25 protein-coding genes, 1 pseudogene and 2 riboswitches are annotated in these 24292 nt (G+C 67.6%); of the genes and pseudogenes, 18 read left to right on the forward strand and 8 right to left on the reverse strand.

The features are described 5' to 3' along the window. Positions 1-27: 27 nt before the first annotated feature. Complete coding sequence (locus VI056_15165) at positions 28-567, reverse strand: cytochrome c (protein ID HEY6204361.1); 540 nt, start codon at positions 565-567, stop codon at positions 28-30. Beyond that, on the reverse strand, positions 564-737 hold the full coding sequence (locus VI056_15170; GenBank protein ID HEY6204362.1) for a hypothetical protein: 174 nt from the start codon (positions 735-737) through the stop codon (positions 564-566). The genes VI056_15165 and VI056_15170 overlap by 4 nt, the downstream gene beginning before the upstream one ends. Here VI056_15170 and VI056_15175 point away from each other — a divergent pair. The 3 genes and pseudogenes from VI056_15175 (at position 721) to VI056_15185 (ending at position 2464) form a co-directional block, all read left to right on the forward strand. Beyond that, positions 721-891 (forward strand): annotated as a pseudogene (locus tag VI056_15175) (chromate transporter). The gene VI056_15170 and the pseudogene VI056_15175 overlap by 17 nt on opposite strands. Before the next feature lie 226 nt (positions 892-1117). Further along, a complete protein-coding gene (locus VI056_15180) occupies positions 1118-1555 on the forward strand; it encodes a chromate resistance protein ChrB domain-containing protein (GenBank protein HEY6204363.1) in 438 nt (145 codons plus the stop codon). Between the two features lie 189 nt (positions 1556-1744). Continuing rightward, entirely contained in the window at positions 1745-2464 is a 720-nt protein-coding gene (locus VI056_15185) for a hypothetical protein (GenBank protein HEY6204364.1), read from the forward strand. A 6-nt stretch (positions 2465-2470) separates the two neighbouring features. On the opposite strand, the gene VI056_15190 is transcribed toward VI056_15185, so the two are convergent. Genes VI056_15190 through VI056_15205 form a run of 4 tightly spaced genes read right to left on the reverse strand, consistent with a single transcriptional unit; the run spans position 2471 to position 5827 of the window. Continuing rightward, the gene (locus VI056_15190) at positions 2471-4378 is read right to left on the reverse strand and encodes a copper resistance protein CopC (GenBank protein ID HEY6204365.1); all 1908 of its coding nucleotides are present in this window, start codon (positions 4376-4378) and stop codon (positions 2471-2473) included. Then, on the reverse strand, positions 4378-4980 hold the full coding sequence (locus VI056_15195) for a hypothetical protein (protein ID HEY6204366.1): 603 nt from the start codon (positions 4978-4980) through the stop codon (positions 4378-4380). The genes VI056_15190 and VI056_15195 overlap by 1 nt, the downstream gene beginning before the upstream one ends. A 58-nt stretch (positions 4981-5038) precedes the next feature. Beyond that, positions 5039-5404, reverse strand: coding sequence for a hypothetical protein (locus VI056_15200; protein HEY6204367.1), 366 nt, complete (start codon positions 5402-5404; stop codon positions 5039-5041). Further along, positions 5405-5827, reverse strand: a complete 423-nt coding sequence (locus VI056_15205; GenBank protein ID HEY6204368.1) for a Fur family transcriptional regulator — start codon at positions 5825-5827, stop codon at positions 5405-5407. A 90-nt stretch (positions 5828-5917) separates the two neighbouring features. Here VI056_15205 and VI056_15210 point away from each other — a divergent pair, with 90 nt between their 5' ends. The 7 genes from VI056_15210 to VI056_15240 all read left to right on the forward strand — a co-directional run bounded on the left by VI056_15210 (position 5918) and on the right by VI056_15240 (position 11011). Beyond that, complete coding sequence (locus VI056_15210; protein HEY6204369.1) at positions 5918-6835, forward strand: hypothetical protein; 918 nt, start codon at positions 5918-5920, stop codon at positions 6833-6835. Between the two features lie 24 nt (positions 6836-6859). Further along, positions 6860-7288, forward strand: a complete 429-nt coding sequence (locus VI056_15215) for a Fur family transcriptional regulator (GenBank protein ID HEY6204370.1) — start codon at positions 6860-6862, stop codon at positions 7286-7288. Continuing rightward, on the forward strand, positions 7285-8025 hold the full coding sequence (locus tag VI056_15220; GenBank protein ID HEY6204371.1) for a ZIP family metal transporter: 741 nt from the start codon (positions 7285-7287) through the stop codon (positions 8023-8025). The genes VI056_15215 and VI056_15220 overlap by 4 nt, the downstream gene beginning before the upstream one ends. Before the next feature lie 107 nt (positions 8026-8132). After that, complete coding sequence (locus tag VI056_15225) at positions 8133-8510, forward strand: hypothetical protein (protein HEY6204372.1); 378 nt, start codon at positions 8133-8135, stop codon at positions 8508-8510. Positions 8511-8520: 10 nt separating this feature from the next. Further along, positions 8521-8688 (forward strand): Trm112 family protein, encoded by a 168-nt coding sequence (locus tag VI056_15230; GenBank protein ID HEY6204373.1) that lies wholly within the window; start codon positions 8521-8523, stop codon positions 8686-8688. A gap of 41 nt (positions 8689-8729) precedes the next feature. Then, positions 8730-9749 carry a P-loop NTPase gene (locus VI056_15235; protein ID HEY6204374.1) on the forward strand — a complete coding sequence of 340 codons (1020 nt, stop codon included), beginning with the start codon at positions 8730-8732 and terminating at the stop codon, positions 9747-9749. A gap of 17 nt (positions 9750-9766) precedes the next feature. Next, a complete protein-coding gene (locus VI056_15240; protein ID HEY6204375.1) occupies positions 9767-11011 on the forward strand; it encodes a hypothetical protein in 1245 nt (414 codons plus the stop codon). Here the strand turns inward: VI056_15240 and VI056_15245 are convergent. Together VI056_15245 and VI056_15250 are read right to left on the reverse strand one after the other, a co-directional pair. Next, positions 11008-11658: a response regulator transcription factor gene (locus tag VI056_15245; GenBank protein ID HEY6204376.1), complete on the reverse strand. Its 651-nt coding sequence runs from the start codon at positions 11656-11658 to the stop codon at positions 11008-11010. The genes VI056_15240 and VI056_15245 overlap by 4 nt on opposite strands. A gap of 55 nt (positions 11659-11713) precedes the next feature. After that, a complete protein-coding gene (locus VI056_15250; GenBank protein HEY6204377.1) occupies positions 11714-12160 on the reverse strand; it encodes a hypothetical protein in 447 nt (148 codons plus the stop codon). Positions 12161-12341: 181 nt separating this feature from the next. On the opposite strand from VI056_15250, the gene VI056_15255 reads away from it, so the two are divergent. The 8 genes from VI056_15255 (at position 12342) to VI056_15290 (ending at position 24283) form a co-directional block, all read left to right on the forward strand. After that, positions 12342-17744, forward strand: a complete 5403-nt coding sequence (locus VI056_15255; protein ID HEY6204378.1) for a response regulator — start codon at positions 12342-12344, stop codon at positions 17742-17744. A gap of 47 nt (positions 17745-17791) precedes the next feature. Beyond that, the gene (locus VI056_15260; GenBank protein HEY6204379.1) at positions 17792-18181 is read left to right on the forward strand and encodes a hypothetical protein; all 390 of its coding nucleotides are present in this window, start codon (positions 17792-17794) and stop codon (positions 18179-18181) included. Beyond that, the gene (locus VI056_15265) at positions 18178-18570 is read left to right on the forward strand and encodes a hypothetical protein (protein ID HEY6204380.1); all 393 of its coding nucleotides are present in this window, start codon (positions 18178-18180) and stop codon (positions 18568-18570) included. The genes VI056_15260 and VI056_15265 overlap by 4 nt, the downstream gene beginning before the upstream one ends. Continuing rightward, entirely contained in the window at positions 18567-19187 is a 621-nt protein-coding gene (locus tag VI056_15270; protein HEY6204381.1) for a hypothetical protein, read from the forward strand. Before VI056_15265 ends, VI056_15270 begins: the two co-directional genes overlap by 4 nt. A gap of 67 nt (positions 19188-19254) precedes the next feature. Then, positions 19255-19809, forward strand: coding sequence for a tetratricopeptide repeat protein (locus VI056_15275; protein ID HEY6204382.1), 555 nt, complete (start codon positions 19255-19257; stop codon positions 19807-19809). Between the two features lie 110 nt (positions 19810-19919). Continuing rightward, the gene (locus VI056_15280) at positions 19920-21953 is read left to right on the forward strand and encodes a YfhO family protein (GenBank protein ID HEY6204383.1); all 2034 of its coding nucleotides are present in this window, start codon (positions 19920-19922) and stop codon (positions 21951-21953) included. A gap of 129 nt (positions 21954-22082) precedes the next feature. Then, positions 22083-22157: riboswitch (cyclic di-GMP riboswitch) on the forward strand. Positions 22158-22170: 13 nt separating this feature from the next. Then, on the forward strand, positions 22171-23340 hold the full coding sequence (locus VI056_15285) for a hypothetical protein (GenBank protein ID HEY6204384.1): 1170 nt from the start codon (positions 22171-22173) through the stop codon (positions 23338-23340). A gap of 135 nt (positions 23341-23475) precedes the next feature. After that, a riboswitch (cyclic di-GMP riboswitch) is annotated at positions 23476-23550 on the forward strand. A gap of 13 nt (positions 23551-23563) precedes the next feature. Next, the gene (locus tag VI056_15290; protein ID HEY6204385.1) at positions 23564-24283 is read left to right on the forward strand and encodes a lytic transglycosylase domain-containing protein; all 720 of its coding nucleotides are present in this window, start codon (positions 23564-23566) and stop codon (positions 24281-24283) included. The last annotated feature ends 9 nt before the right edge of the window (positions 24284-24292 follow it).

A 24292-nucleotide genomic window follows, 5' to 3' on the forward strand; every position in this document is an offset into this window, starting at 1 on the left:
CATCCCGCCGCGCACGAGCAGCGAAACCTAACGATCCACCGTGCCGGTCGCGAGAGCCTGCAGATAGCGGACGACCTCCCAGCGCTGCGTCTCCGATAGCGTGTCCTTCCACGCCGGCATGCCCGTGCCGGCAACTCCGTTGGTGATCCAGTAGTAGACCTCGCCGGGCGCGTGCTGCGGGACGTGCAGCTGCAAATTGACCGGCTTCGGATTCAGCACGAACGCCTGCGGACCATCGCCGAGCGCACGCGGTCCGTGGCAGATCGCACAGTTCGCCTGGAACGCCGCACGTCCTGAGTCGATCGACTGACGAGTGTCCGGCGTGGGGTTCTGCACGAAGCGCGCGGTGAATGGGACTGCCGGAGTTGGGATGTTCGGCGCGACCGTGAACGCAAGCGCGTACGACACGACGACGAGCACACCCAGTACGCCGGCACTGATGGCGAAGCGCCGCCACTCTCCGCCGCGGTAGCGCATGACGAGCGCGAGCACGACGAAGACCACGGCGCCACCGATGAGGAACTGAGCGATGTCCTGCAGACCCTGACGAGAGATCGGGAAGATCACTTGCTCTTCTCCTTCGGCTTACGCGAGGACCACACGTACAGGGCGATGAGAATGATGAGCGGCAGCCCGAACTCGAGGATCTCGTCGAGCCAGGTGCCGGTCGCACCGTGGGGAAGAACAGAGAGCACGACGACGCGATAATGCCGGACGCCGATCGTGGACGGACGCAAGGCATCGAACCGCGACCTCGTCGCCTACTTCCTGCGGCTTGGGACGCTCGGCTTCGACGGCCCGGTCGCGCTCGCAGGCGCCATGTACCGCGAGCTCGTGGAGCGCAGAGGCTGGATCACGCAGGACGAGTACGAGCTGTCGCTCGCTGCCGCGACGGGCGCTATCGCGGGAGCCGTCGTCCTCCTGGGGCAGCGAGCGATCGTGGATCTCGCCACAGCGACTGTCGGGATCGTCACATTCGGCGTGCTCTGGCGCTTCCGGCCACCGGACGCTGGTCATCGTCGCGTCGGCGGCCATCGGGCTGGCTCTGGCCGTGAGAGCCCCCGTTCCTTGAATTGCGCGCATGGTATAGAAGACACCGCGCACAGGGAGGACTTCGATGAAGTGGATCACCCGCGAACACCCGCGCGTGGATCGCGTCGCGTGTCCGTGGCTCATCGAACGGTTCGTCGACAAGAAGGCGGAGTTCGTCTACGTACCCGCTGACCAGGTCGCGGCGGAAGCGAAGCGGCGCGACGCCACGCCGTACGACATCAAGGACGTCGAGCTCGGGCATCATGGGGCGGAGTGCAGCTTCGACGCCTTCGTGCACAAGTACGCTCTCGACAAGGATCCCGCGATGATCTACATGGCCAGGGTCATACGCGGCGCCGACACCGCCGACAAGACCATCACGCCGGAGTCACAAGGGGTCGAGGCCTTGCTCGACGGGGTGCGTCGTCTCCATTACTCCGACGACCAGAAGCAGCGGGAGGCTTCACGACCGCTCCTCGACGCGCTCTACGCGTACTGCAGGGAGAAGGCCGGGAAGAAGTGACGCTGCGTCGCCTCGCCTTCGTCGAGGTGCCGCGGGGCGCGAAGCCCGGCTTCGATCACGCGGACGTTCTCGTCGCGCCCGCGGGAAGCCGCATGTACGTCGCGCACACCGGTGACGACCGGGTCGACGTCTTTGACTGCGGCGAAATGCGTACCTCCGCGCTCTTGCGGGACACCCAGGCGTGGCTGGGTGCTGGTCGACGCGGAGCGCGATCTGCTGCTGACGACGGATCGGGGCTGCGCGCGACTGTCGATCTGCCGGGCCTCCGACGAGAAACTACTAGGTCAGGTCCCCGTCGGAGAGCGGCCGAACGGTGTCGCGTTCGATTTCCAGCAGAGCCACGCGTACACGTTCGATCTCGGCGACCTGCCCGGCGTCGGATGCACGTCCACGATCGTCGATATCGCAACGCGCACCGTCATCGGCCGCGTTGCCCTTCCCGGACGGCCGCGGTGGGCGCTGTACGACCCGGTGTCACTCGCGGTCTACGCGAACATCAGCGACCCGCCGTGCATCGTCGTGATCGAGACCAATGAGCGGAAGATCGGCCGGGTGATCGACGTCCCGTCTGCCGGACCGCATGGTCTCGCACTCGTCGACCACTCGCTGTTCTGCGCGACCGACGCCGGCGAGCTGATCGTCGTCGCCCGCGACGGCCGCCTTCGCGCACGGCTGAAGCTCGCCGCCGCGCCCGACGTCGTGATGTTCGATCGTGGCCTGAGGCGGCTTTACGTCGCGACCGGCTCTCCGGGCCTGGTGCAGTCGTTCGACACCACAGACCTTCGGCTGATCGAGACGATCGAGACCGAGGAGGGAGCGCACACGATCGGCTGGGATCCAGACCTGCGCCGCCTCCGGGTGTTCGCGCCTACGTCGTGCGGAGCATTCGTCTATGAGGACGCGGCATGACGTGGATCAGCGGCTCACTTCGAGGTCGTACACCCCGCTGCCGGCGTCGCTCACGCTCAGCGTGATCTTCCACGAGCCGGCGTCCAGGCCGGGTACCGTGAACCGGTAACGGCCCGGGCCGAGCTCTGCGCCGTTCTCGACGCCGTCCAGTGGCGCCTGCGTGCCGGGCCCGCTGAATGTCGCGTGCACTTTCCTCCCGGTCACCGGATCGCCTTTCGAGTCAGTCACGACGACATTGAGAGTGAGGGGTGCGCCGGCCTGCGGCTGGAACGGCTCCGAGAACACGATGAGCTGGTAGGGCGGGATCGCGACGATCTTCGTCGTCGCACCCTGGCCCTCGGGCTGGGATACCGGCACCGTGAACAGCGTGTGGATGTCGGCGCGGCCGGACAGACGCACGATCGTCTCGACCTTCCACGTGCCGAGCATCGCTGTCGGGCTGCCTTCGGCGACGTACTCGCCAGGAGCGCGCTCGGTCGCGACGAGCTCCTGCTCGCCCATGTCGTGCTCGACCATCGTGAAGCGCAGCGTGACCTTCTCCGCACCACTGATCGGCGTGAGTCCCTGCTGCACCCTGACCGCGAAGCGGTTGCGCCCCGGCAGCGTCGTCGATGTCAGGAGCTCGATGCGGATGCCGCTGACGTGCTTGGTCTCGTCGAACGCGGCGCCGTTCGCCCGCGCCGGCGGTGCGAAGGCGGTGAGGAATGAAGCGGCCACGAGCACGCCGGCGAAGAGCGCGGATTCGGAGACGACGCCGCGCCGGAACTGCGCGCTTGCTGCGAGGCCGCGCCGCATACGCGGTCCCCACACCAGCAGGTTGAGCGCGCCGAGACCGACGAGGCCGACGAGGAGCACGATCTTCGCGAGCAGCGCGATGCCGTAGGGCGTCTCGATGAGATCCTCGAGGAGGACGAGACGGTCGAGCGACTGCAGCGTGCCCGTCGTGATGATGACCGCGACGGCCACGAGTGCGGTTAGTGAGAACCGCCAGATCGTCCGGCCGAGCGCGTGCGGGTCGTCGGATCGCGCTGACGGCATCGCGACGTACGCGAACGCCACGACACCGCCGAGCCAGATCGAGATCGCGATGATGTGGAGATAGTCGAGCGCGACGTAGCGGAGGTCGCCGCTCGCCGCAGCATGCGAGACCAGCGTCGCGGTGAGTCCCGCCGCAAGCCCGAAGAACGCGGTCGCCTCGCGGCGAGCGTCGGCGGGTAGCAGACGCAGCGGCACGGCCAGCGACGCGACGGCTGCGACGCCGGCGAGCGCGCGCAATACCAGGAGCAGGAGGAGACGCTGCGGAATGGTCGTGCCTAGATTCAAGAAGAGCAGGGCGCTGCCGATGACGAGAGCCGCGCCGCCGACGGTCACGAGGCGCAGCTCGCGCCGCATCTCGGCCCCACCCGTCGGGACGCGGATGAACATCGTGAAGAACGCGAGACCCGTGAGCAGCGCCGTCCCCGCGTAGGACAACACGCGTCCAGCGATCTCGAGAGCGGTCGGAGGCGGGGCGGACGGCGCGAAGTCCTTCGTGAACTGCGGAAGCGGAGCGTTGACCGCGAACGCGAACGCTCCCTTCGTCTCGTGGCCGTCGACAGCCGAGACCGCCGTCCACGAAACGAGGTAGCCGCCGTCACCGATGGTGCCGAGCGACACGCGCAGCGTGTTCGCTTCGTCGGTCACCAGCGTGACGTCGCGGTTGTCGAGGCGCTTGCCACTGGTGTCGAGCACCGCGACGTCACTGCCGCGCGCGTCCGGCGTTTCGCTGAACGTGACGCGCACCTCTGCCGGCGGCTTGGTGAGCCGCGCATCGGACGCGGGGTTCGACTTCACGTAATTCGCGTGCGCTGCCGCCGCGCCGCCCATCAGGATGAGGATGGACGCGGCGACGAGCGCCGCGAGGAGACCGCGCACTAGGCGCGGCGCCGTGACATCGCGAAGGAGGCGCCGAGAGCGACGATCCCGACGACGACGGCTACCGCCGATAGCAGCCGTGTCTGGTCGATGCCGCTCTGCAGATCGCCCAGGCGCCTGGTGAGATCGTCCGCCGCGGGAACGTTGTTCGGGTATTGGAGGGCCGTCGTCGACTCGATGTCGCCGAACCGGCCCGGCCCGGACTCGAACTTCTCGTTGACGTCCTGCGACTCGATCTTCCCCTTGATCGTGAATGTGTACGTGCCGGTCGCGGTCGGCATCACGTATCCGTTGTATGCGCCCGGCGTCCCGAAGCGGGCAGTGATCGTGAGCGGAAGCGACGCGAGGCCACCGGTCTGCAGGTCGACCGTGATCGTCTTCTCGAGACCCTCGACGGCTTTTGCGGGATTGACACGCGTGTCGCTCACGCGCAGGTCGAGACTGTTCACGAGACCGACGTAGGCGGGCTCGTTCAGCCAGCCCACGACGAATTGGTAAGGCCCCACCATCCGGCGCTCGTGTGCCGACGCGGTGCCGCCGTAGATCGCGAAGCTCGAAACGACGACGAGCGTCGCCGTCGCGAGCGAGATGAGCCGCGTCATGTGACCCTCCAAGGTCTTTCGTGCCCGGCGTTCCCCAGGCCGCTCGGTCGCGGGAGGGTCAGGCGCGCGGCGGTCCAAGGACAAGCACAGGTCGCCACTGCGCGCCGGCGATGTGCACGGGCGAGAGCTCTGCGACCGGACGTAGTGCAGGTCGCGGCAGTCGCGGCCATGCGAAGACCAGCAGTGCCAGCACGAATGAGTACGTCGCGACGTCGACGAGATGCTCGCTGAGCACGCCCTGCCGCGGGTCGAAGCGCGCCTGCATGTTGGCGAGGAAGATCGGCAGGCGGTACGCCGCGAGGACGTGGTCGTGATACTTCGGCGTCCCCGGCGGGTCGACGTGTGGCGCGACGACGAGCCCGGAGCCAGCGAGGGTGGCGCCGGTGACGGCGAGCGCGAAGACACAGGTCGCGAGGAGGCGCATCTAGACAGAGGATACGTTCGAGCAGGCCTTGCAGATACCGACGATCGCCGAGTGCGCCAGGTCGGCGCGGAAACCGTGTTCGTCCCGTAGCCGGCGCGCGAGAGGCTCGAGCAGGCCGATGGGAAGCTCCTGCTCGGCCCCACAGCTCCGGCAGACGAGGTGGCCGTGGCGCTGGGCGTCGGCGCGGTGCCAGCGCGTGACGCGGTCGTCGAAGTGGGTGTGGGTGACGTAGCCGAGCGCCTCGAGCGCTTCGAGGTTCCGGTACACCGTCGACGGGTCGATCTGCGGGTGGCGCGCCCGGATGCGCGTCGCGATGTCCTCCGCGGTGACATGGTGGCGCGCGCGCTGGAGCGCCTCCAAGACCAGGCGGCGCTGGACGGTGATGCGCATCCCACTCGCGCGCAGTCGCTCGTCGATCTCCATCGCGCAAGCGTCGCGCAAACGCGAGCATGTTGCAACAGACCACTATTGCGGTTGTTTGCGATAAGCCAGGTCGCTCGGTAGGCTGCGGCGGTGGATCTCAGCGTCGTCGTACTCCTTCTCGGCATGGTCGCGCTCGGCTTCCGCCACGGCTTTGATTGGGATCACATCGCCGCGATCACGGACATCACCAGCACGACGACATCAGGGCACGCCGAGGTCGACGTGCCGGCCGCGTCGCCGGTGACGCCGCACGGCCACGACGCGGGCGAGATGCGCGCTCATGTGCACAAGCACGCGGCGAGCGGACCGAGCGCGGCGCACGCGTTCGGCGAGTCGCGCTTCGCGCACGAGCAGCGCCACGCGATCGGGCTCGCGTCGCTCTACGCGCTGGGCCACGCGTCGGTCGTCCTGGTCCTCGGCGTTCTCGCCCTGACGCTCGGGGCGGTCCTACCGGGCTGGGTCGATCCGATCCTGGAGAAGGTCGTCGGCGTGACGCTCGTTCTGCTCGGTGCGTGGGTGATCTATTCGGTGGTGCAGTACGTGCGCGGCAAAGGTGAGTTCCGGATGCGCAGTCGCTGGATGCTCGTCTTCGATCTCGCACGCAACGGCTGGGACGCGCTCCAGGCGCGCATCCACGGACACGAGCACCGCCCGTCGGCGCACTCGACGCAGTACGGTCCACGCACCGCGTTCGGGGTCGGGATGATCCACGGCGTCGGCGCGGAGACGGGCTCGCAGGCCCTGCTTCTCGCGGGGATCGCCGGCGTCACCGGGACGACCGGCATAGTGATCCTCCTCGCGTTCGTCGTGGGCCTGCTCCTGTCGAACACGCTCGTCGCGGTCGTGAGCGCGAGCGGCTTCATCGGAGCTCAGCGCATGCGGACTGTTTACGTGATCGTGGGCGCCTTCGCGGGCGTGGCGAGCCTCGTCATCGGCGCGCTGTTCATCTTCGGTCTCGGTACGGCGCTGCCCGATCTGCAGCAGCTCCTCTTCGGTGGCGAGAGCTAGACAAACTGATACTCTGTCTCAGTTGTGGTCGCTACCGCCAGCGCGATCCTCACGCAGCTTGGTCATTCGGGCCGCCGCCGCACGTCGCCGCGGCGCGAGGTCATCGCGGCAGCGCTGCGACGTCGTGAACCCTTCGCGGCTCGGCAGCTCATCGGTGAGTTAGCACGCCGGGGTGTCGGCCGGGCTACCGTCTTCCGCACCTTGGATCTCCTTGTCTCCCTCGGCGCGCTGTCGCGCCTCCACGGGGTCGAAGGTGGGGTGCGGTGCGTGCGCTATACGCCGTGCGCACCGTCCCATCACCACCACCTCGTCTGTCAGGCGTGCGGTCGGGTCGAGGAACTCGCGCCGAAGGTCCTGGACCAGCGGATCACCGCGATGGCCCGGTCGCGCGGCTTCGAACCGCTCGGACACACCGTCGAGATCGTTGGGCTTTGTCCCGAGTGCCGAGCATGACGCCGTTCGTCTTACTCCTCGGCTTCGCAGCGGCCCTCGGGGACCTCATCGGCGGCGCGATCGTCGCCACGCCCCGACACATCTCCGATCGAACGCTGACGCTGTTGATGGCGCTCGGCGCCGGCAACCTTCTCGGCGTGTCGGTCATCGAGCTCATCCCCGAGTCAATCAAGGAAGTCGGTGAGTCCGCGCCCCTCTACATCCTCGGCGGCTACCTCCTCATCCATTTCTTCGAGCATGTTTTCGCGCCGCATTTGCACTTCGGGGAAGAGACGCACGCGGACAGCGTCATCGACACGCACGTCTCCAGCACGGCGATCCTTGGCCTTGCCCTGCACGCCTTCATGGACGGCGTGGCGATCGGGTCGGCGTTCATAGCCAGCCCGGCCCTCGGGGTGATCGTGTTCGCAGCGATCATGCTGCACAAGCTCCCCGAGGGGTTCACGATCGCGTCGGTCATGAAGGCGACCGGGGCCGGTCGTCGCGGAACGCTGGCGGCGGCCGGACTTCTGTCGATCGCGACCTTCGGTGGCGTCCTCGCGACAGGACTGCTCAGCAATTTCGCTGGCCCTGCGCTAGCGGTCGCCACTGGTTCGGTCCTGTACGTCGGTGCGACCGACCTGATGGCCGAGGCCAACAAAGAGTTCGGCATTCTGAATCCGATCATGGTGTTCATCGGGATCGGCATGTTCTTCGCGCTCATTGGTGCGGCGCGCCTGGCGGGCGTCGAGGTCTGATCCTGCGAGTCTCGCTCGCAGCAGCGATCCTTGCGAGTCTCGCACTGGTGGCATGCTCGACGCGACCCCTCGCAGTTGATCGGATCGCGACGCCGGGAATCATCGTCGTGCCCACCGAACTGCCGAACGGCCGTGTCGAGATCGCGATGCGACCGAGCTACGTGCTCGGAGCAGGGATGCAGGTGAGCGTCACGATCGTCGCGACGAAAGGAACGATCGCGGGCCCGACCGACGCGCGCGTGATGGCGAGCGGCATCAACGAGGGTGGCTCGCCGGCGGAGGTGCTCGTTCGTCGTCTCGACGCGAAGGTGCAAACGGTCCGGGCGGGTGGGCGGGCGACCGCGACTCTGACGTGGAACGGCGAGGACGAGTTCGGTGTGCGCGTGCCCGCGGATGCGTATGTGCTGCTGGTCGAGTTCGAGGCGGACGACGGCACGCGCACGCAGACGATCCGTGCAGCGGCGACGCTGCAGATGAACGACTAACATCGAATGCGTGCCCGTCGATAAGCAGCTCCTCGACATCCTTGTGTGTCCCGCGGACCACGGTCCGCTCAGCGAGGAAGGCGACCGCCTTGTCTGCGGCCGCTGCCGCCGCCGGTATCCGGTCCGCGATGGCATCCCCGTGATGCTCATCGAAGAGGCCGAGCAGCCCGCGTCCTAGGACGGAAGGAGTCCCCTCTGGCCACTCAGATCACACCGAACATGACCATCGCCTCGGTCGTCGACCGTTGGCCCGACTCGGCGCGCATCTTCGCGCGCTACACCCTCGGCTGTGCGTCATGTGCGATCAGCAAGAGCGAGACGATCGCGCAGGCTGCGGCCGGCCACGGCGCTGGCCGAGTGAAGCTCGACGACCTCATCAGCGAGCTCAACGTATTCGCCGACACGGGCAAGCTGCCCGAAGGTGCGCCGCCCGCGCCGTCACTCGCCGCGAAGGGCGTGCCGCGCGGCATGGCGGAGCAGAAGGGCATCAAGCACGTCATCGCGGTCATGTCCGGCAAGGGCGGAGTGGGGAAGTCGCTCGTCGCCGGTCTGCTCGCCGTCGGCCTGAAGCGACGCGGATTCAGCGTCGGCGTCCTGGACGGCGATATCACCGGTCCCTCCATCCCGCGGATGTTCGGCGTCCACGAGAAGCCGATGTCGGCGGATGGCAAGACGCTCGTGCCGCCGAAGTCGCGCGGCGGCATCCCGATCATGTCGATGAATCTCATCCTGCCGAGCGAAGAGGAAGCGGTCATCTGGCGCGGCCCGATGGTGTCGGGCGCGATCCGCCAGTTCTTCAGCGACGTGCAGTGGGGCGAGCTCGACTACCTCATCGTCGATCTCCCGCCTGGCACGAGCGACGCGCCGCTCACGGTCATGCAGGCGCTGCCCGTCGACGGCGTCGTACTCGTGACCACACCGCAGGCGCTCGCGACCATGGTGGTCACCAAGGCCGTGAAGCTAGTCAAGCAGCTCGGCGGCGACATCATCGGCGTCGTCGAGAACATGGCCTACGTGACGCTTCCCGACGGCGGCCGCCTCGAGGTGTTCGGCCCGTCGCAGGGCCTCAAGCTCGTCATCGCGTCGAACGCGCCGCTCATGGGAAAGCTGCCGATCGATCCCGCGATCGCGCGCGACGCCGACAACGGCGACATCGAGAACTACACCTCGCCTGAGGCGGACGAACTCGTCGAGAACTTCATGCTCGTCGCGCCGCTCAAGGAGCCGGTCCGGGCCTAGGTCGCTAACCTTCGCGGATGCTCGCACGCGCGCGGGAACATTCCGGCGGCCTCTATCTGTTCGTCGCGTCGTCCGTCGCGAACGTCCTCGGCTTCGGCTACCAGATCGTCATGGCGCGGCTCCTCCGACCCGAGGAGTACGCCGTGCTCACCGCGCTGTTCGGCATCCTGATCCTCGAGTCGATCTCGAGCCAGGTGATCCAGTCGGCGACCGCCAAGCTCGCCGCGCAGTACCGCGCCCGCGACGAGGAGGCCGCCCTTCACGCGTTCGTGCGCCGCTGGGCCGTGCGCGTCGGTGGCGGCGCCGCCGCCGTCGGGCTGCTTGTCGCGGCGCTCTCTGGCGTGATCGCGGGGGCGCTCGCGCTGCCCGCGCTATCCGTCGCGCTCCTCGGCCTGACGCTGTTCCTCGCGCTCGTCTTCACCTTCGGCCTCGGACTGCTCCAGGGTCTCGCGCGTTTCGTGTGGATGGGGTCTGCGCTTATCGCGCAGGCCGGCGGCCGTCTCGCTGTGGGCGTCGCCCTCGTTCTCGCGGGCCTCGGTGTAGATGGAGCGTTCACGGGCGCGACCGCGGCGATCGCGATCAGCCTCGTGGTCGTGGCGGTGCCGCTCGTCCCGCTGTTCCGCGCCGCCCGTGGGAGCACCGCGATACACGAGCTCGGGCCGGCGGAGACGCGCTTCTTCGCGCTTTCGGCGGTCGTGTTGCTCGCGTACGCGGCGCTCACGAACATCGACGCGGTCCTGGCGCGTTCGCTGCTGCGGCCGGAGGACGCCGGCGCCTACGCCGGCGCCATCACGATGGGGAAGATCGTCCTCTTCGCGCCGATCGCGATCGGCTTCCTGCTCCTCGAACGCACCGCGCGCACGCACGCGCGCGGCGAGGACACGGACCGTGCCCTGTATCTCGCGCTCGCGTTCGTGCTCGCCACGAGCGGCTTCGTCGCCGTTGCGTACATCCTTGTGCCGGAGTTGCTCGTGCCGCTCGTCGTGGGCACGCAGTACCCAGAGACCGCGAAGATCGTCGGCACATATGGGGTCGCCGCGCTCGCGAACGCCCTGCTCAACCTGTGGATCTCGTACTTCATCGGGCGCGGTGAGATGCGGGTCGGACTGCTGCTGGCCGCCGCGGTCGTCGCGGAGCTCGTGCTGTTGCTGACGAACGCGACCGATCCGCTCGCTATGGCGCGCATCGTTCTCGTCGTCGCGCTCGCGACACAGGCCGCTGCGGTGGCGACGTTCGTCGTGAGGAAGGCGCGCGCGGGCTAGAGTGCGGTCGCGTCCACCAAGCCGTTGCGCACGGCGTAGATCGCGGCCTGCGTGCGGTCCGAGACGTTCAGCTTTTCGAGGATCGCCGCGACGTGGCTCTTCACCGTTTCCGGTGAGAGCACGAGCTTGTCCGCGATCTCGCGGTTGGAAAGACCTTCGGCCACGAGTCCGAGGATCTCGCGCTCGCGCTTCGTGAGATTCTTCGCCGCGGAAGGCACGGGGCCCGCAGGCTTCATCTCGCTCAGCATGCCGCGAAGCAGCTTGGACTCGATGAACGCGCCGCCGGTGGAGACCTGACGGATCGCGTCGACGAGCTCTTCCTTTGAAACGTCCTTCAGGAGGTAGCCGGCAGCGCCGGCGCGCACGGCGTCACGAAGGTAGGAGGGGTTGTCGTGCATGGTGACCATGATCACCGCGGTGCGCGGTCGCTCCTCTTTGATGCGCTTGGTGGCCTCGAGGCCGTCCATGTCCGGCATGCGAACGTCCATGAGGACGACGTCGGGCAGATCCCGGCGCGTGGCCTCGACGGCCTCGCGGCCGGTGCGCGCTTCACCGACGACCTCGATACCGTCGGCGTTGAGGAGCATTGCCGCGACGCCCTGTCGGACCAGCTCGTGGTCGTCGACCAGCAGTACACGTGTGGCCACGGGCTGATTGTACGGTCCTCGGACGATGGAGCTCACCGCCGACACTCGATGGTGGTCAATACAGCGCGAGCCAGATGAGATAGATCACGAGCAGGATCCCCGCGAGCCCGAACAGAACCACAACGACAGTACCGAGCGTGCCGAGCGCTAACTGCGAGTTGGGGCTGCCCACAACGCCGTCGATCATCTTCGCGAACTCCGCCGCGGTCGCGTCCTTGCGCAGCCATCCGCGCCCCTCGGGTAGCCGTCGCAGAAGTGCGCGGCCGTCGGACTCCGTACCCGACAACACCAGGGTCGGTGTGCCGAGGTGGATGTTGGCGCGTCCCGTCAACAGCGTGCCGTCGATGAGCGCGACGTTGGGACGCCAGTCGCGGATCGCGGCAGCCTCGGCAGCGCTCGCGACACGCCGCACGTCATAACGCTGCTCGAGTCGCAGCAGGGTTTCGATGCCCGATCCGATGACGGGGTGAGCGACGACCAGAAGAACCCGTGTTTGGGCCAACGACGCTATTCAACGGCACGGCGGCAGCCCCTGGCGCGGTTTAAGTAGGAGCATCCCCCGAGCGAGCGACTGAGCTGTCGGTGCTCTGTCGACCTTGTCGCGGATCGCGACAGAGCTCTCCTACCTTTCTCACACCAGCGACCGATAGCCACAAATCGGCCAAAACCCGAGGCTATCGCTCATGCCAACCAGGGTTCTCGTAGCCGACGACCACCTCGCGATCCGCGAGGGCATCAGGTCGCTGCTTGCGCCGGACGACGAGCTGCTCGTTGTCGGCGAGGCCGCCGACGGCATCCAGGCCGGCCGTATGGCCCTGGAGCTCAAGCCGGACATGATCCTTCTCGACAACTCCATGCCGGGCAAGACCGGCCTCGAGGTCGCGCGCGAGCTGAAGCCGCTCCTGCCCGACGCCTCGATCGTCTTCCTGACGCTCGACCCCGGGATCCGCGATCTCGCGCTCGCCGTTGGCGCGGCCGCCCATATCTCCAAGGACACCGCTCCACAGGAGACACTCCGCATCCTTCGCCAGGTCGCGCAGCAGCACGCCAAGGCGAAACCCGCCGAACTTAAGCCGATCGAGCGCACGCTCGCCGACGCGCTGGTCGCCGAGCACCTGTTCACGAACGAGCAGATGGCCCGCCTCATCGCGACGCGCGGAGCGCGCGAGTCTCTTTCGGCGGCACTGATCCGCACCGGCCTCATCCCGGACGCACGCGCTGCGCAGGTCCTGTCGCGCGTGAGCGGCCGTCCGCTCGTGACGCTTACGCCGTACCACGACACCGGCGTCGCGCGTCTGGCTCGCGGCCGCCGAAGCCTCATCGACCCGATCGATCCGACGGTCGCGGCGCAGCTCGCGAAGCGACTGTGCGAGCAGCGTCACGTGGTCCTCGTCGCGCTCGGTCGCAGCGAAGCGACGCTCGCGATGGCCGACCCACTCGACGACCAGACTCCGAACGACGTCAGCGTGCTTCTCGGCAACGTTCCGGTCACGATCGTGACCGCGAGCGCCGGCGAGATCGCCGCCGCGATCGCGCGCGGCTTCGTCAACGCGGCGCCCAAGGTCGCGCCGATGCCCGTCATCGAGCGCGCCGCCGCGCGCGAGCGCTCACGACGCCCGCTACTTGTCGTCGCTGCGGTGCTCGCGGCGCTTCTGCTGTTCGTCACTGGTTCGGCTGTGATCCTCGGCCCGGCCGCGAGCGCGGTGCAGGCGCGGGCGAATGTCACGATCTTCCAGGGCAATGTTGACGTCCGCACCGGCAGTGGTGCATACGCGCCGGTCGGGACCGGCTATGTCGTTCGCCAGGGCGACACGATCCGCACGCGGTCGCTCGCGAACGCAGCGCTGACATTCTTCGACGAATCGGTCGTCGTTCTGGAGCCGGGTACTGAACTTGAGATCGTCGAGCTTCACGCACTGTCGAACGGATCGATCGCCGCGACGCTGCGGCAGACCGCCGGTGCGACATGGCACGTTGTTACGCACCAGTCGTCGAGCCGCTACGCGGTCACGACGCCGACAACGACGGCGTCGGTCACCGGCACAGCCTTCACGGTCCGGGTCGATCCGTCGGGTTCGACGACGGTCGGTACGACCGAAGGTTCGGTAGACGTTCGCGGCGTCGATGGCGCTGCGAACTCGAGCGTGTCGGTTGGCGCCGGCTTCACGACCACGGTGGCGTCGAAGGGCAGCGCGCCCTCGGCGCCCACAGCGATCGCGCAGAACACCGTGACGTTCGTCCTCGAAGACTCGCGCGATGCCGTCATCGTCGACCGCACCGGTCGCGCCGCGGGAGTTAGCAACGGCGAGCTCGTGCGCTACATCCCAGGCTCGATGGTGAACCGCGTTGACTCGAGCGTGGTCGTGACGATTCCGAACAACGACGGTGATCGCTTCGGATCGGTGGTGTCTCCGCTGCAGAGCAGCGACGACACCGTCAGCGTGACTGCTGAAGCGCATAGCTCCAGCGGTGCGGTGGTCGGGCAGATCGCCGACACACGGCCGGTGGTCGACGGCGTCGCGCTCGGCGGCGTTCGCGTGAGCGGCAAGGATGTCGTTGCGCTCAGCGCCGACGTCGTGCGCACTCTTCCGGCGCCGGTCACTGCAAGCGTGCCGGCGAACACTGGCTTCGACATCTTCGTGTTCCTGCGCCGTGAGCCGACGAGCATCGCCGGCAACGCGGGTCCCGCTGGAACGGATGGAACGCAGGGACCTGCCGGGCCGCCTGGTCCGCAGGGTCCGACAGGGCCCACTGGCGCCGACGGTGCTGCGGGCGCTCCTGGTGCGAATGGTCTGAATGGCGCGGCTGGTGCGACCGGCGCGCAGGGTCCTGCTGGCGCGAACGGTATTGACGGCGCAGCTGGTCCGGCTGGTCCCGCTGGAGCACAAGGTCCCGCGGGCCCCGCCGGTGGTGGTCCTGCCGGCCCCGCGGGTCCGACGGGGCCCACCGGTCCTGCTGGTGCTAGCGGCACGAACGGCGTCGACGGCGCGACCGGTGCCACAGGGGCAACTGGTGCAACAGGCGCGACTGGACCCACAGGACCGACTGGTCCCACCGGCCCGACCGGAGCCACAGGCGCAACTGGTGACACAGGCGCGACGGGTGCAACAGGCGCGACTGGACCCACAGGTCCTACGGGACCGACTGGTGCGACTGGTGCGACTGGTGCGACTGGTGCGACTGGTGCGACTGGTGCGACTGGTGCGACTGGTGCGACTGGTGCGACTGGTGCGACTGGTGCGACTGGTCCCACAGGACCGACTGGTCCCACCGGCCCGACCGGAGCCACAGGTGCCACAGGTGCAACTGGTGCAACTGGTGACACAGGCGCACCGGGTGCGACCGGCGCAACAGGCGCAACGGGTGCGACCGGCGCAACAGGTCCTACAGGACCGACCGGTCCAACGGGCCCAACCGGCGCCACGGGTGCAACTGGCGCAACTGGCGCAACTGGCGCAACAGGTCCGACAGGACCGACGGGTCCAACGGGACCGACCGGCGCGACCGGTGCGACTGGCGCTACCGGATCGACGGGCAACACCGGTGCCACGGGTGCTACCGGCGCCACTGGTGCCACAGGTACCACTGGCGCGACCGGCGCGACTGGACCCACTGGATCAACGGGCGCGACGGGTGCCACGGGCGCGACAGGACCGACGGGCGACACAGGCGCGACCGGTGCAACCGGCGCAACCGGTGCGTCCGGCCCCACAGGTCCTACAGGACCAACCGGTCCAACCGGTCCAACCGGCCCGACCGGTGCCACCGGTGCCACAGGCGCGACCGGCGCAAGTGGCGCAACTGGTGCGACCGGCCCCACAGGTCCTACAGGACCGACCGGTCCAACCGGCCCGACCGGCGCGACCGGCGCGACTGGACCCACAGGTCCCACAGGATCGACGGGCGCTACGGGCGCGACTGGGCCGACGGGCGCCACCGGTGACACGGGCGCAACTGGTGCGACTGGTGCAACAGGTGCAACAGGTGCAACAGGTGCGACTGGTCCGACTGGTCCGACGGGTGCGACGGGCGCCACCGGCGCAACGGGCGCCACAGGTGCCACCGGCACAACGGGCGCGACAGGTGCGACAGGTGCGACAGGTGCGACAGGTGCGACGGGTACGGTCGGATCCATTACCGATGGCACGACCACCGCGACGAATCCGTCCTCGGTGAACTTCACGAACGGCTTCGTGGTCACGCAGCCTGGCGGCGCGGGGACCGCGGCGACGGTCGATGGCTCGGGCTTCGTTCACATCGCGGGTACTGAGACCATCACCGGCGACAAGACCTTCAGCGGCACGACGGTCGTGGGCAACACGTCGGTCTCGAGCGGCAAGACGCTCACGGCCGGCGCCGGCACGACGACGGGAACAGCTGTAAACGTCGCGACGGGCAACGGTCTCGCCGGCGGTACCGCGTTGAACGTCGACACGGGTACGTCCGCCTTCAGCGGCAGCGCCGTGAACGTCCAGAGCTCCGGCAACTTCACCGGCACGCTGGTGAACCTGACGGGCAACTCGACGACCGCGGGCACGATCCTCGGCATCAACGCGACGAGCCTCAACACTGGCTCCGCGATCAATGTGAACCTGGGCACCGCGAACTACACGAACGTCGCGGGCGCCTTCCGCCTCACCGCCAACACTGCTTCTACTGGCACGCTGATGAACGTGTCGGGCACGACGCTCGGCGCGAACAATGGTGTCGCCGCGAGCTTCGCGACCGGCACGCCCACGGGACCTGAGGTCACGGCGAGCAAGGCCGTCCGGGTCGCGCTCGGGACCGTTGGCATCGGTTACTACGCGAACGCAGCGACGGGGTACACCGGCAACTTCATCGAGCTGCAGGTGAACGGGTCGACGGTGTACGCCGTGAGCGGCAGCACGCAGACGACATCGCTGAACTTCAGCCAGACCGGTGCCGCGACCTTCAGCACCGGCACGGGCGCCGTCTCGCTCAATGGCGACACGACGATCGCCTCGGGCAAGAACTTCTCGCAGACTGGTGCCGGAACGTTCAGCACCGGGACGGGCGCTGTCTCGCTCAACGGCGACACGACGATCGCCTCGGGCAAGAACTTCTCGCAGACTGGTGCCGGAACGTTCAGCACCGGGACAGGCAACATCTCCCTGAACGGCAACATAGTCACGAACATCACGCAGACCGGTGCGACGAACCTGAGCACGGGTACGGGGGCGGTCTCGCTGAACGCGACCACGACGCTTGCGGCGGGTAAGAACTTGACCGCCGCCGCTGGCACCGGCGCCGTCGACTTCTCGCTCGCCACCGGTACGTTCAAGACGAGCACGGGCGCCGTGTCCCTGAACGGTGACGTGACCGTGGCTTCGGGCAAGAACTTCTCGCAGGCGGGCGCCGGAACGTTCAGCACGGGCACGGGCAACCTGTCCTTCAACGGCAACATCGTCACGAACATCGCGCAGACGGGTGCGACGACCTTCAGCACCGGCACGGGCGCGGTCACGCTGAACGGCGCCACCACGATCAGCGGCGCGAACACCTTCGCGACCGGCACCGGCAACATCTCGCTGAACGGCAATATCGTCACGAACATCGCGCAGACTGGTGCGACGACCTTCAGCACGGGCACGGGCGCCGTGACGTTGAACGGCGCGGTCACGATCAGCGGCGCGAACACCTTCGCGACCGGCACCGGCAACCTGTCCTTCAACGGCAACATCGTCACGAACATCACACAGACCGGCGCCACGACGCTCAGCACCGGTACCGGCGCGGTCACCTTGAACGGGAACACGTCGGTCGTCAACGGGAAGACGCTTTCGGTTGGTACCGGAACGGGTAGCCCCGTGGCGATCAAGGCGATCGAGTTGGGGACGTGCACTGAGGGCACCGGCGCCACGCAATTCACGTGTGGCGCGGGTCAGGTGGCGAACATCACGGTCGCCAACCTCGTCGCGACCGACGGAATCTTCCTCAGCGGTCAGGGCGCGCTGGCGGGCGCGTGCACTGTGCAAAACATCAACGCTGGCACGAGCTTCAGCATCCGCTGCACGACAGCTCCAGCCAGCGGCACCGTCTTCAACGTGCTCATCGTCCGCCGCTAGGTGGCGAAGCACCGCGACTCGCGGCGGACCCGCTAGCCTTTCACGCGATGCGTAGCCGCGGCCCGCTCGTAGCGCGGATCCTGGCGGTCTTGCTCCTCGTCGCCGCGACGTTCCTCTTCGTTCGCTGGTGGGACTTCACGCTGCCGTCGTTCGGCGCGCGCTATCAGGCGGTCTTTCTCGCGAATGGTCAGACGTACTTCGGCCACTACCTCGACCGTCTCGGTCCGTATGTAAAGGTCGAAAACGCGTTCTACATCACGCAGGAGCCGACCGTCGAGGAAGGCCAGACGCCGGAGTCCCGCATCATCCGCCGTGGCAGCGAGCTCCATCAGCCGCTGCCGTTCGTGCTGATCCCGAAGTCGGCGATCCTCTTCGTCGAGGATCTGCGAGCGGACTCGCAGGTCGGCCTGTTCATGGATCGAGAGCTCGGCAAGTGACGCTGGTTCGCGCGCTCATCGTAGCGGGCGCGATCGCGGGTGGCGTGTTCCTTGGCGCGGGGCTCGACGTGCAAGCCCTGCCCTTTGTCGGATCGGAGCGTCTCTCGGCTGTGTTCCTCCTCGATGGCCAGGCCTACTTCGGTCACCTCGAGGACACACCCTGGTCGGGGACGATCGTCCTTCGCGACGTCTATTACATCAACGACGCGTCGAAGGTCACGACTGACCTGCCAGTCGGACTGCTGAAGCGCGGGAGCGAGCTGCATCAGCCAGTCGACGTGATGTACATCCGCCGCGACAAGGTGCTCGCGATCGAGCGGGTAACGCCGGCATCTCCGGTCGGACTGGCGATCGCGAGCCAGCGCGCACTGGATCGGGGCGCGAAATGACGCAGCGGGGGACCGTCGACGTGGGGGTCCGCATCTCGGGCCGCACCATGCGAATCGGCGCTGCCGTCGGCGCGGCGCTGCTCGCGCTCGTCGTGATCGTCGGCATCGCGGCGGCTGCGCGCGCCAACGAGCCGGTGACCGTCGCGAGCGCGGCAGAGCTGAAGATCCAACAGGGCGCTGTCGAACGCGACGTCGAGCGTTCGTACGAGCAGGCCGTGCAGCAGGTCACCAAAGTGCGCGCCCTCAACCTCGCCATCACCGCGGCGCAGGCGGACCAGATCGCGGCCAAAGCATTGACCGACCTGCGCGCCCTTCGGCACAGCGCCTTCGTCTCGCTGGCCCAGATCATGAACATGTCCGCCGCCGACGCGGAGGCCTACAGCACGGCGGCGGAGACGCGCTTCGATTCGGCACCCGTGAGCAAACAGACCGCTTCGCCCTCGCCGGTCCTGCTCGCGCCGCGTTACTACACCGTCGTGACACGCATGAGCGAGCTCTCGACCCTTATCGCGGATCAGGCGACCACGCAGCTCACCGCGCCGCCGCCATCGGCCGCACCATCGGCGGCACCGTCGCCGACCGCGCGGCCGTCGGCCTCCCCGTCGCCGACGCGGTGACCTACTGATGACTCCCCCGAAAGTCCGACTGCGCGCGCTATTTGCTCGGCTACCATCCGGCGAGGAAATGGGAAGGCTCGCGCGCGGTCTGTCGAGCGTGCTGCTCTCGTTACTGCTCGTCGGCTGTGGGCTCGGCACCAGCGGGGCCACGCCTGCCCCGGGCTCGACCGGGAGTGATGCGCTAAGCCAGGGCCTTGCGGCCCACACCGCGGGCAAGCTCGACGAAGCGATCCCCCTCTACTTCCAGGCCCTCTCGAAGGATCCGTCGAACAAGTTCGCCCTCTTCAACCTCGGGCAGATCGAGCACACGAAGAATCACCTCGTCTCAGCCGAAGCGTGGTACCGCCTCGCGCTTCAGAGCGACAACGCGATGCCGTCGGCGCTCTACAACCTCGCTCTCGTCCGTCAGGCCGTCGGTGACTCGATCGAATCGGCGAGTCTGTTGCGTAGCCTCATCCGGATCGATCCGAACAACGCCCTGGCGCATTACAACCTGGGTATCTCACTCCGCTCGCTCGGCCAGAACGCCGACGCGACGACCGAGTTCGCGACGGCGCAGCGCCTAGACGCGCGCCTTGTCACTCCGACCGGATCGCCGGCGCGGCCCTCTCCCACACGCTGACACTCTCGCGCCTTCGCGGCTTAGACCCGCAGCGGTACCTCCTCCTCGCGATCGTCCTCGCCGTCGTCCTCTTCGACGCGATCACGCTCTTTCCAGAGGTCGTCGTACCTGTGCCGAGCAACAACGACGACGCGTTCCACTTCCTCTTCGTCCAGCGCGCGTCCGACGCGCTCGCGCGCGGCGCGAACCCGCTCGATTTCTGGACACCGCAGCTCGAGCTGGGCTTCGCGAGCTTCGTGCACTACCAGAACCTCGCACACCTCGCCGTTGTCGCGCTCCATCGCGCGCTGTTCGGCCTGGTCGACATCTTCACGCTCTTCAACCTGATCCGGTATCTGCTGCTGGTGCTCTTCCCGCTCACCGTGCTGTGGTCGCTGCTCCGCATGGGCTTCACGTTCGCTCAGGCAGCGCTCGGCGCTGCCGCGTCGTCGCTTCTCGCGACACCGTTCCTGTACGGCCTCGACTACGCCTCGTACATCTGGCGCGGGTTCGGGACGTACACGCAGCTCTGGGCGATGCACCTATCGTTCATCAGCCTCGCTGCGGCGCACACCGTGATCACGCGCGGCCGGGGTCATGTTCTGGCGATCGTCGCCCTCGCGGCTTTGGTGCTCGTGCACCTGCTCTACGCGTACATGCTCGCGATCAGCGTCGGCGTGCTGTTCGTGGTGTCGCTTCGCCGCGCGTCCTGGCGCAGCCAGGTGCTCGGCATGGGCGCCGTCGGGCTCCTTGCGCTCGTGATCACCTCGTACATGTGGCTGCCGTACCTGCAGACCGCCGCGTACCTGAACGTGAGCCCCTATCTGCAGCCGGAGAAGTACGACGGCCTCGGCGCCGGTCAGGTCCTGCGTTACCTCGTGACCGGAGAGCTGTTCGACGGCGGGCGGCTGCCGATCCTGTCGCTCTTCGTTGGCCTGGGCATCGTGAGCGTCGCGTTCCAGCGGACACGGCTCGCCATCACGGCACTCGTGCTCTTCGCGGTCTGGCTCGTCCTGTACTTCGGCCGGCCGACGCTCGGCGGCCTCATCGATCTCCTTCCGCTGCACCAGACCCTCTTCATCCATCGCTTCAGCGGCGCGGTCCACCTCGCGGGCATCCTGCTGATCGGCCTGGGCGCCGGGTGGCTCTGGGATCTGGCGGCCAGACGATCCCGGCGACCGTGGTTGCCACTCGCACTCGTCGCGGTCGCCTTCCTCGCGCTCGTGCCGGCGATGCGGGAGCGCTACGCCTTCTACGTGCAGAACCTCGACTGGATGCAGCAGACCCGAATCGCCATCGGCTCGGACGGCGACGCGAGGTCGATCGTCGATCAGCTGCGTACGCTTCCGGCGGGCCGCGTCTTCGCGGGTCTGCGCACCGACTACGGACCCGCGATGAACTTCGCGATCCCGTTCAATTCCGTGCGCTTCAGCGATGTGCTCACGTTCAGCGCGATCGATACGGTCTCGCCGCCGTACAACTCACTGTCACTCTCGAGCGACATGCTCTGGGACTTCGACTACCGACGCGCTGAGGATTACGACCTCTTTAACGTGCGGTACGTCGTCGCACCGGCGACGCTGCCCGCACCGTCCTTTCTCTCGGTACTGAGAAGGACCGCGCGATACACGCTGTATCAGGCGCCCACGAGCGGCTACGGCGAGTACGTCATGGTCACGCGCCGGCAGGCCGTCGCAACATCGGGCGACCTCGTGCGCGCGAACCGACCGTGGCTGCTCGACGCCGCTCGCTCACAGCGCGACTTCACGGAGTGGGATTACCCAGCGGTGACGACACAGGGCGACCTCCCCGTATCAGGTTGCACGGGGAGCGAAGTGTCTGAGGTCCACGTTGCCGCGGAGCGGCTCGACCTCGCTACTTCGTGTGACAGCTCAGGCACCCTGCTCATCAAGGTCACGTACGACCCGGGCTGGCGCGTGACGGTGGACGGGTCGTCAGTCGCGACGTTCATGTTGTCGCCGGCCTACCTCGGTGCCGCGATCCCCGCCGGGACGCACAACGTCACGGCGCAGTACATCGGCACTCCGGCCAAGATGCCGCTCTTCGTCATCGGACTCGTGGTGCTCGTGGGACTCGCGCTGGTGCCGCGTCGGAATTGGTGGGCAGCGCGATTGACGCGCACGGCGGCTCCCCCGGTCGGGTGAGGAAGCCTGGCGGACCCTGCAGGCGCAGTGGTCCCAACAACGCGCCCGCCGGGACTAGGTTGCCCCTCGTTCGGTCACATTCACCGACCTAGATTTGCTGCAAGCCAAGACCGAGAGGTCCTGGTGACCCGAGCGAAACGGCAAACCCGTCGCGAGGCGGGGACGCAAAGCCTCCGGACTCACAGAGTTAGCGGGGTTACCGAAACGAGGATGAGCGATGAAGAGCCTTCTGAAGATCGCGGGCGTGGGCGCCCTCGCACTGCTGGCACTGATGTTCGTCTTCCGTGTTCAGGCCAGCGCGAACGACGGCCCCTCTTGCGCCCCGACGGCCGGTTTCGTCCCCATGTTCTGCGTCAACGTGCCGGTGGGCACGAGCGTGCGTCACGAGACCACCGTCCCTCTGTCGACGGTCCTCACGACCCGCGCCGACGTCCGCGTCGAGTCGGGTATCCCGGCTCCCGAGGTCGTGCGCCTCGCCTCCAGTGTCGACATCGCCATCAGCCGCATCGATCAGGTCTTCGATCGCTCGTTCACGGCCAAGCCGCGGATCCTCGTCTTCGCGACGCGCGTGAGCTTCGCACGTGGCACGCAGGACCTCTTCGGCTACTCGCCCGAGACAGCGGCGAACGTCGCGGCTTCATACGGTGGCGTGTTCGACCCGCAGACGCTCACCATCGCACTGAGCTGGCAGTCGACGGCGGGCTCGAATCTCCCACGTCTTCTCACTCATGAGCTGACGCACCTCGCGACGCGCGAGCTCGTCGGCACCGACGCCGTGCTGCCGGCGTGGTTCGAAGAAGGCCTCGCCGCGGAGATCGAGGCGGGCGATGCCGGCATCGACAAAGACGCGCAGCTCGCGGCGCGCTCGCTTCTCGCCAACGCTCCACGCACGCTCGACACGGTCGGCACGCTTGCCGACTGGCACCGCGAGTATGCGAAGCTCGGGACCGCCCTCTACGCCGTCTCCGCCGAGCTCGTCGGAGCGATGGAAGCGCAGATCGGTCGCGGCACGATGTTCGCCCTCCTCGCCGATGTCGGACACGGGGTGCGTTTCGAGGATGCCTACCGCGCACGAGCGGGTGAAGACCTCGCTGCGCTCCTGGCCCGCTTCACCGCCGGTGCCGCGTTCCAGCCCACGGTCACGGTGGGGACCGTCCCGGACAGCAACGGCAACCTCCGATGGACACTCACTGGATTCGCCCCCAACAGCGAAGTGCGGATCACGATCTCGGGCACGAGCTACGACCTGGGTTACTCGCTCCACACCGACGGGATCGGGATGCACCGCGGCACCTTCGGATCGACTGCGGCACCCGGGTCTTACACCCTGACGGCGAGGAGCACGAGCTTGTACGCGACGGGCACGATCGACACGATGTCGCGCTAGCGAGCGAGCGAGCGGAGTCCCCTTCTCTCATACCTATGGGGTAGTCCCATCGGCAGCCATTCCTGGGACCTCCTCGACCCTCGCGCCGGACCTTCGCGCACCTACGATTGCATGGCCAGAGAACGAAGTCTGGCCCGAGCGAAATGGCAAATCCGCCGCGAGGCGGTGACGCAAAGCCACCGGACTCTTCGGGTCAGCGGGGCTCCCGAAACGAGGATGAGTAATGAGATCTGTTCTTACGGCCGCTGGCGCCGGGATGCTGATGCTCTTCAGTCTGGTCTTCGTCTCGGCCGATCAGGCCAGTGCGAATGACGGTCCCCTCTGCACCACGACCGTCGGCTTCCTACCGACGCTCTGCGTGAGCATCCCGCTCCCCGCAATCGTGCGGCGAGATGACGCGATCCCCACGACCGTCGCGAAGGATCGGACCGTTACGGCGCCGCAGGCTGACATCGCTCCGCGAACTGTCGAGATCGAACCAGGTGCGTCCGATATCCAGAGCGAGCCTGAGCGGGCGCAACCCGAGGCCCGAGCGCTCGAACCTGTATTCGACCTCGATGACCTTCGCGCTTACGCGCGCGACGCAGCCATCAGGCAGGGAATCGACCCCGTCCTCTTCGTGCGTCAGATCGATGCGGAGTCGGCGTTCGACCCGAACGCGGTCTCGAAGGCGGGCGCCGTCGGTATCGCGCAGCTCATGCCGGCACTGCATCCCGCAGTTGACCCCACCGATCCGTACGCGTCGCTGGATTACGCCGCGCGGCTCATGCACGTGTACATCGCGCATTTCGGGAACTGGCGTCTTGCGCTCATCGCCTACAACGCCGGCCCGGGCCGCCTCATGCCTGGGAATCCCGCGTACCTGCCGACCTCGACGCTCCTCTCGAACTCGTTCGGCGGCGGTGAGACGAAGCGCTACGTCGCGAGGGTCCTCGGCCGTTAGCGCGAGCTG

Source organism: Candidatus Limnocylindria bacterium, assembly GCA_036523395.1.
Taxonomy (GTDB): Bacteria; Chloroflexota; Limnocylindria; order P2-11E; family P2-11E; genus CF-39.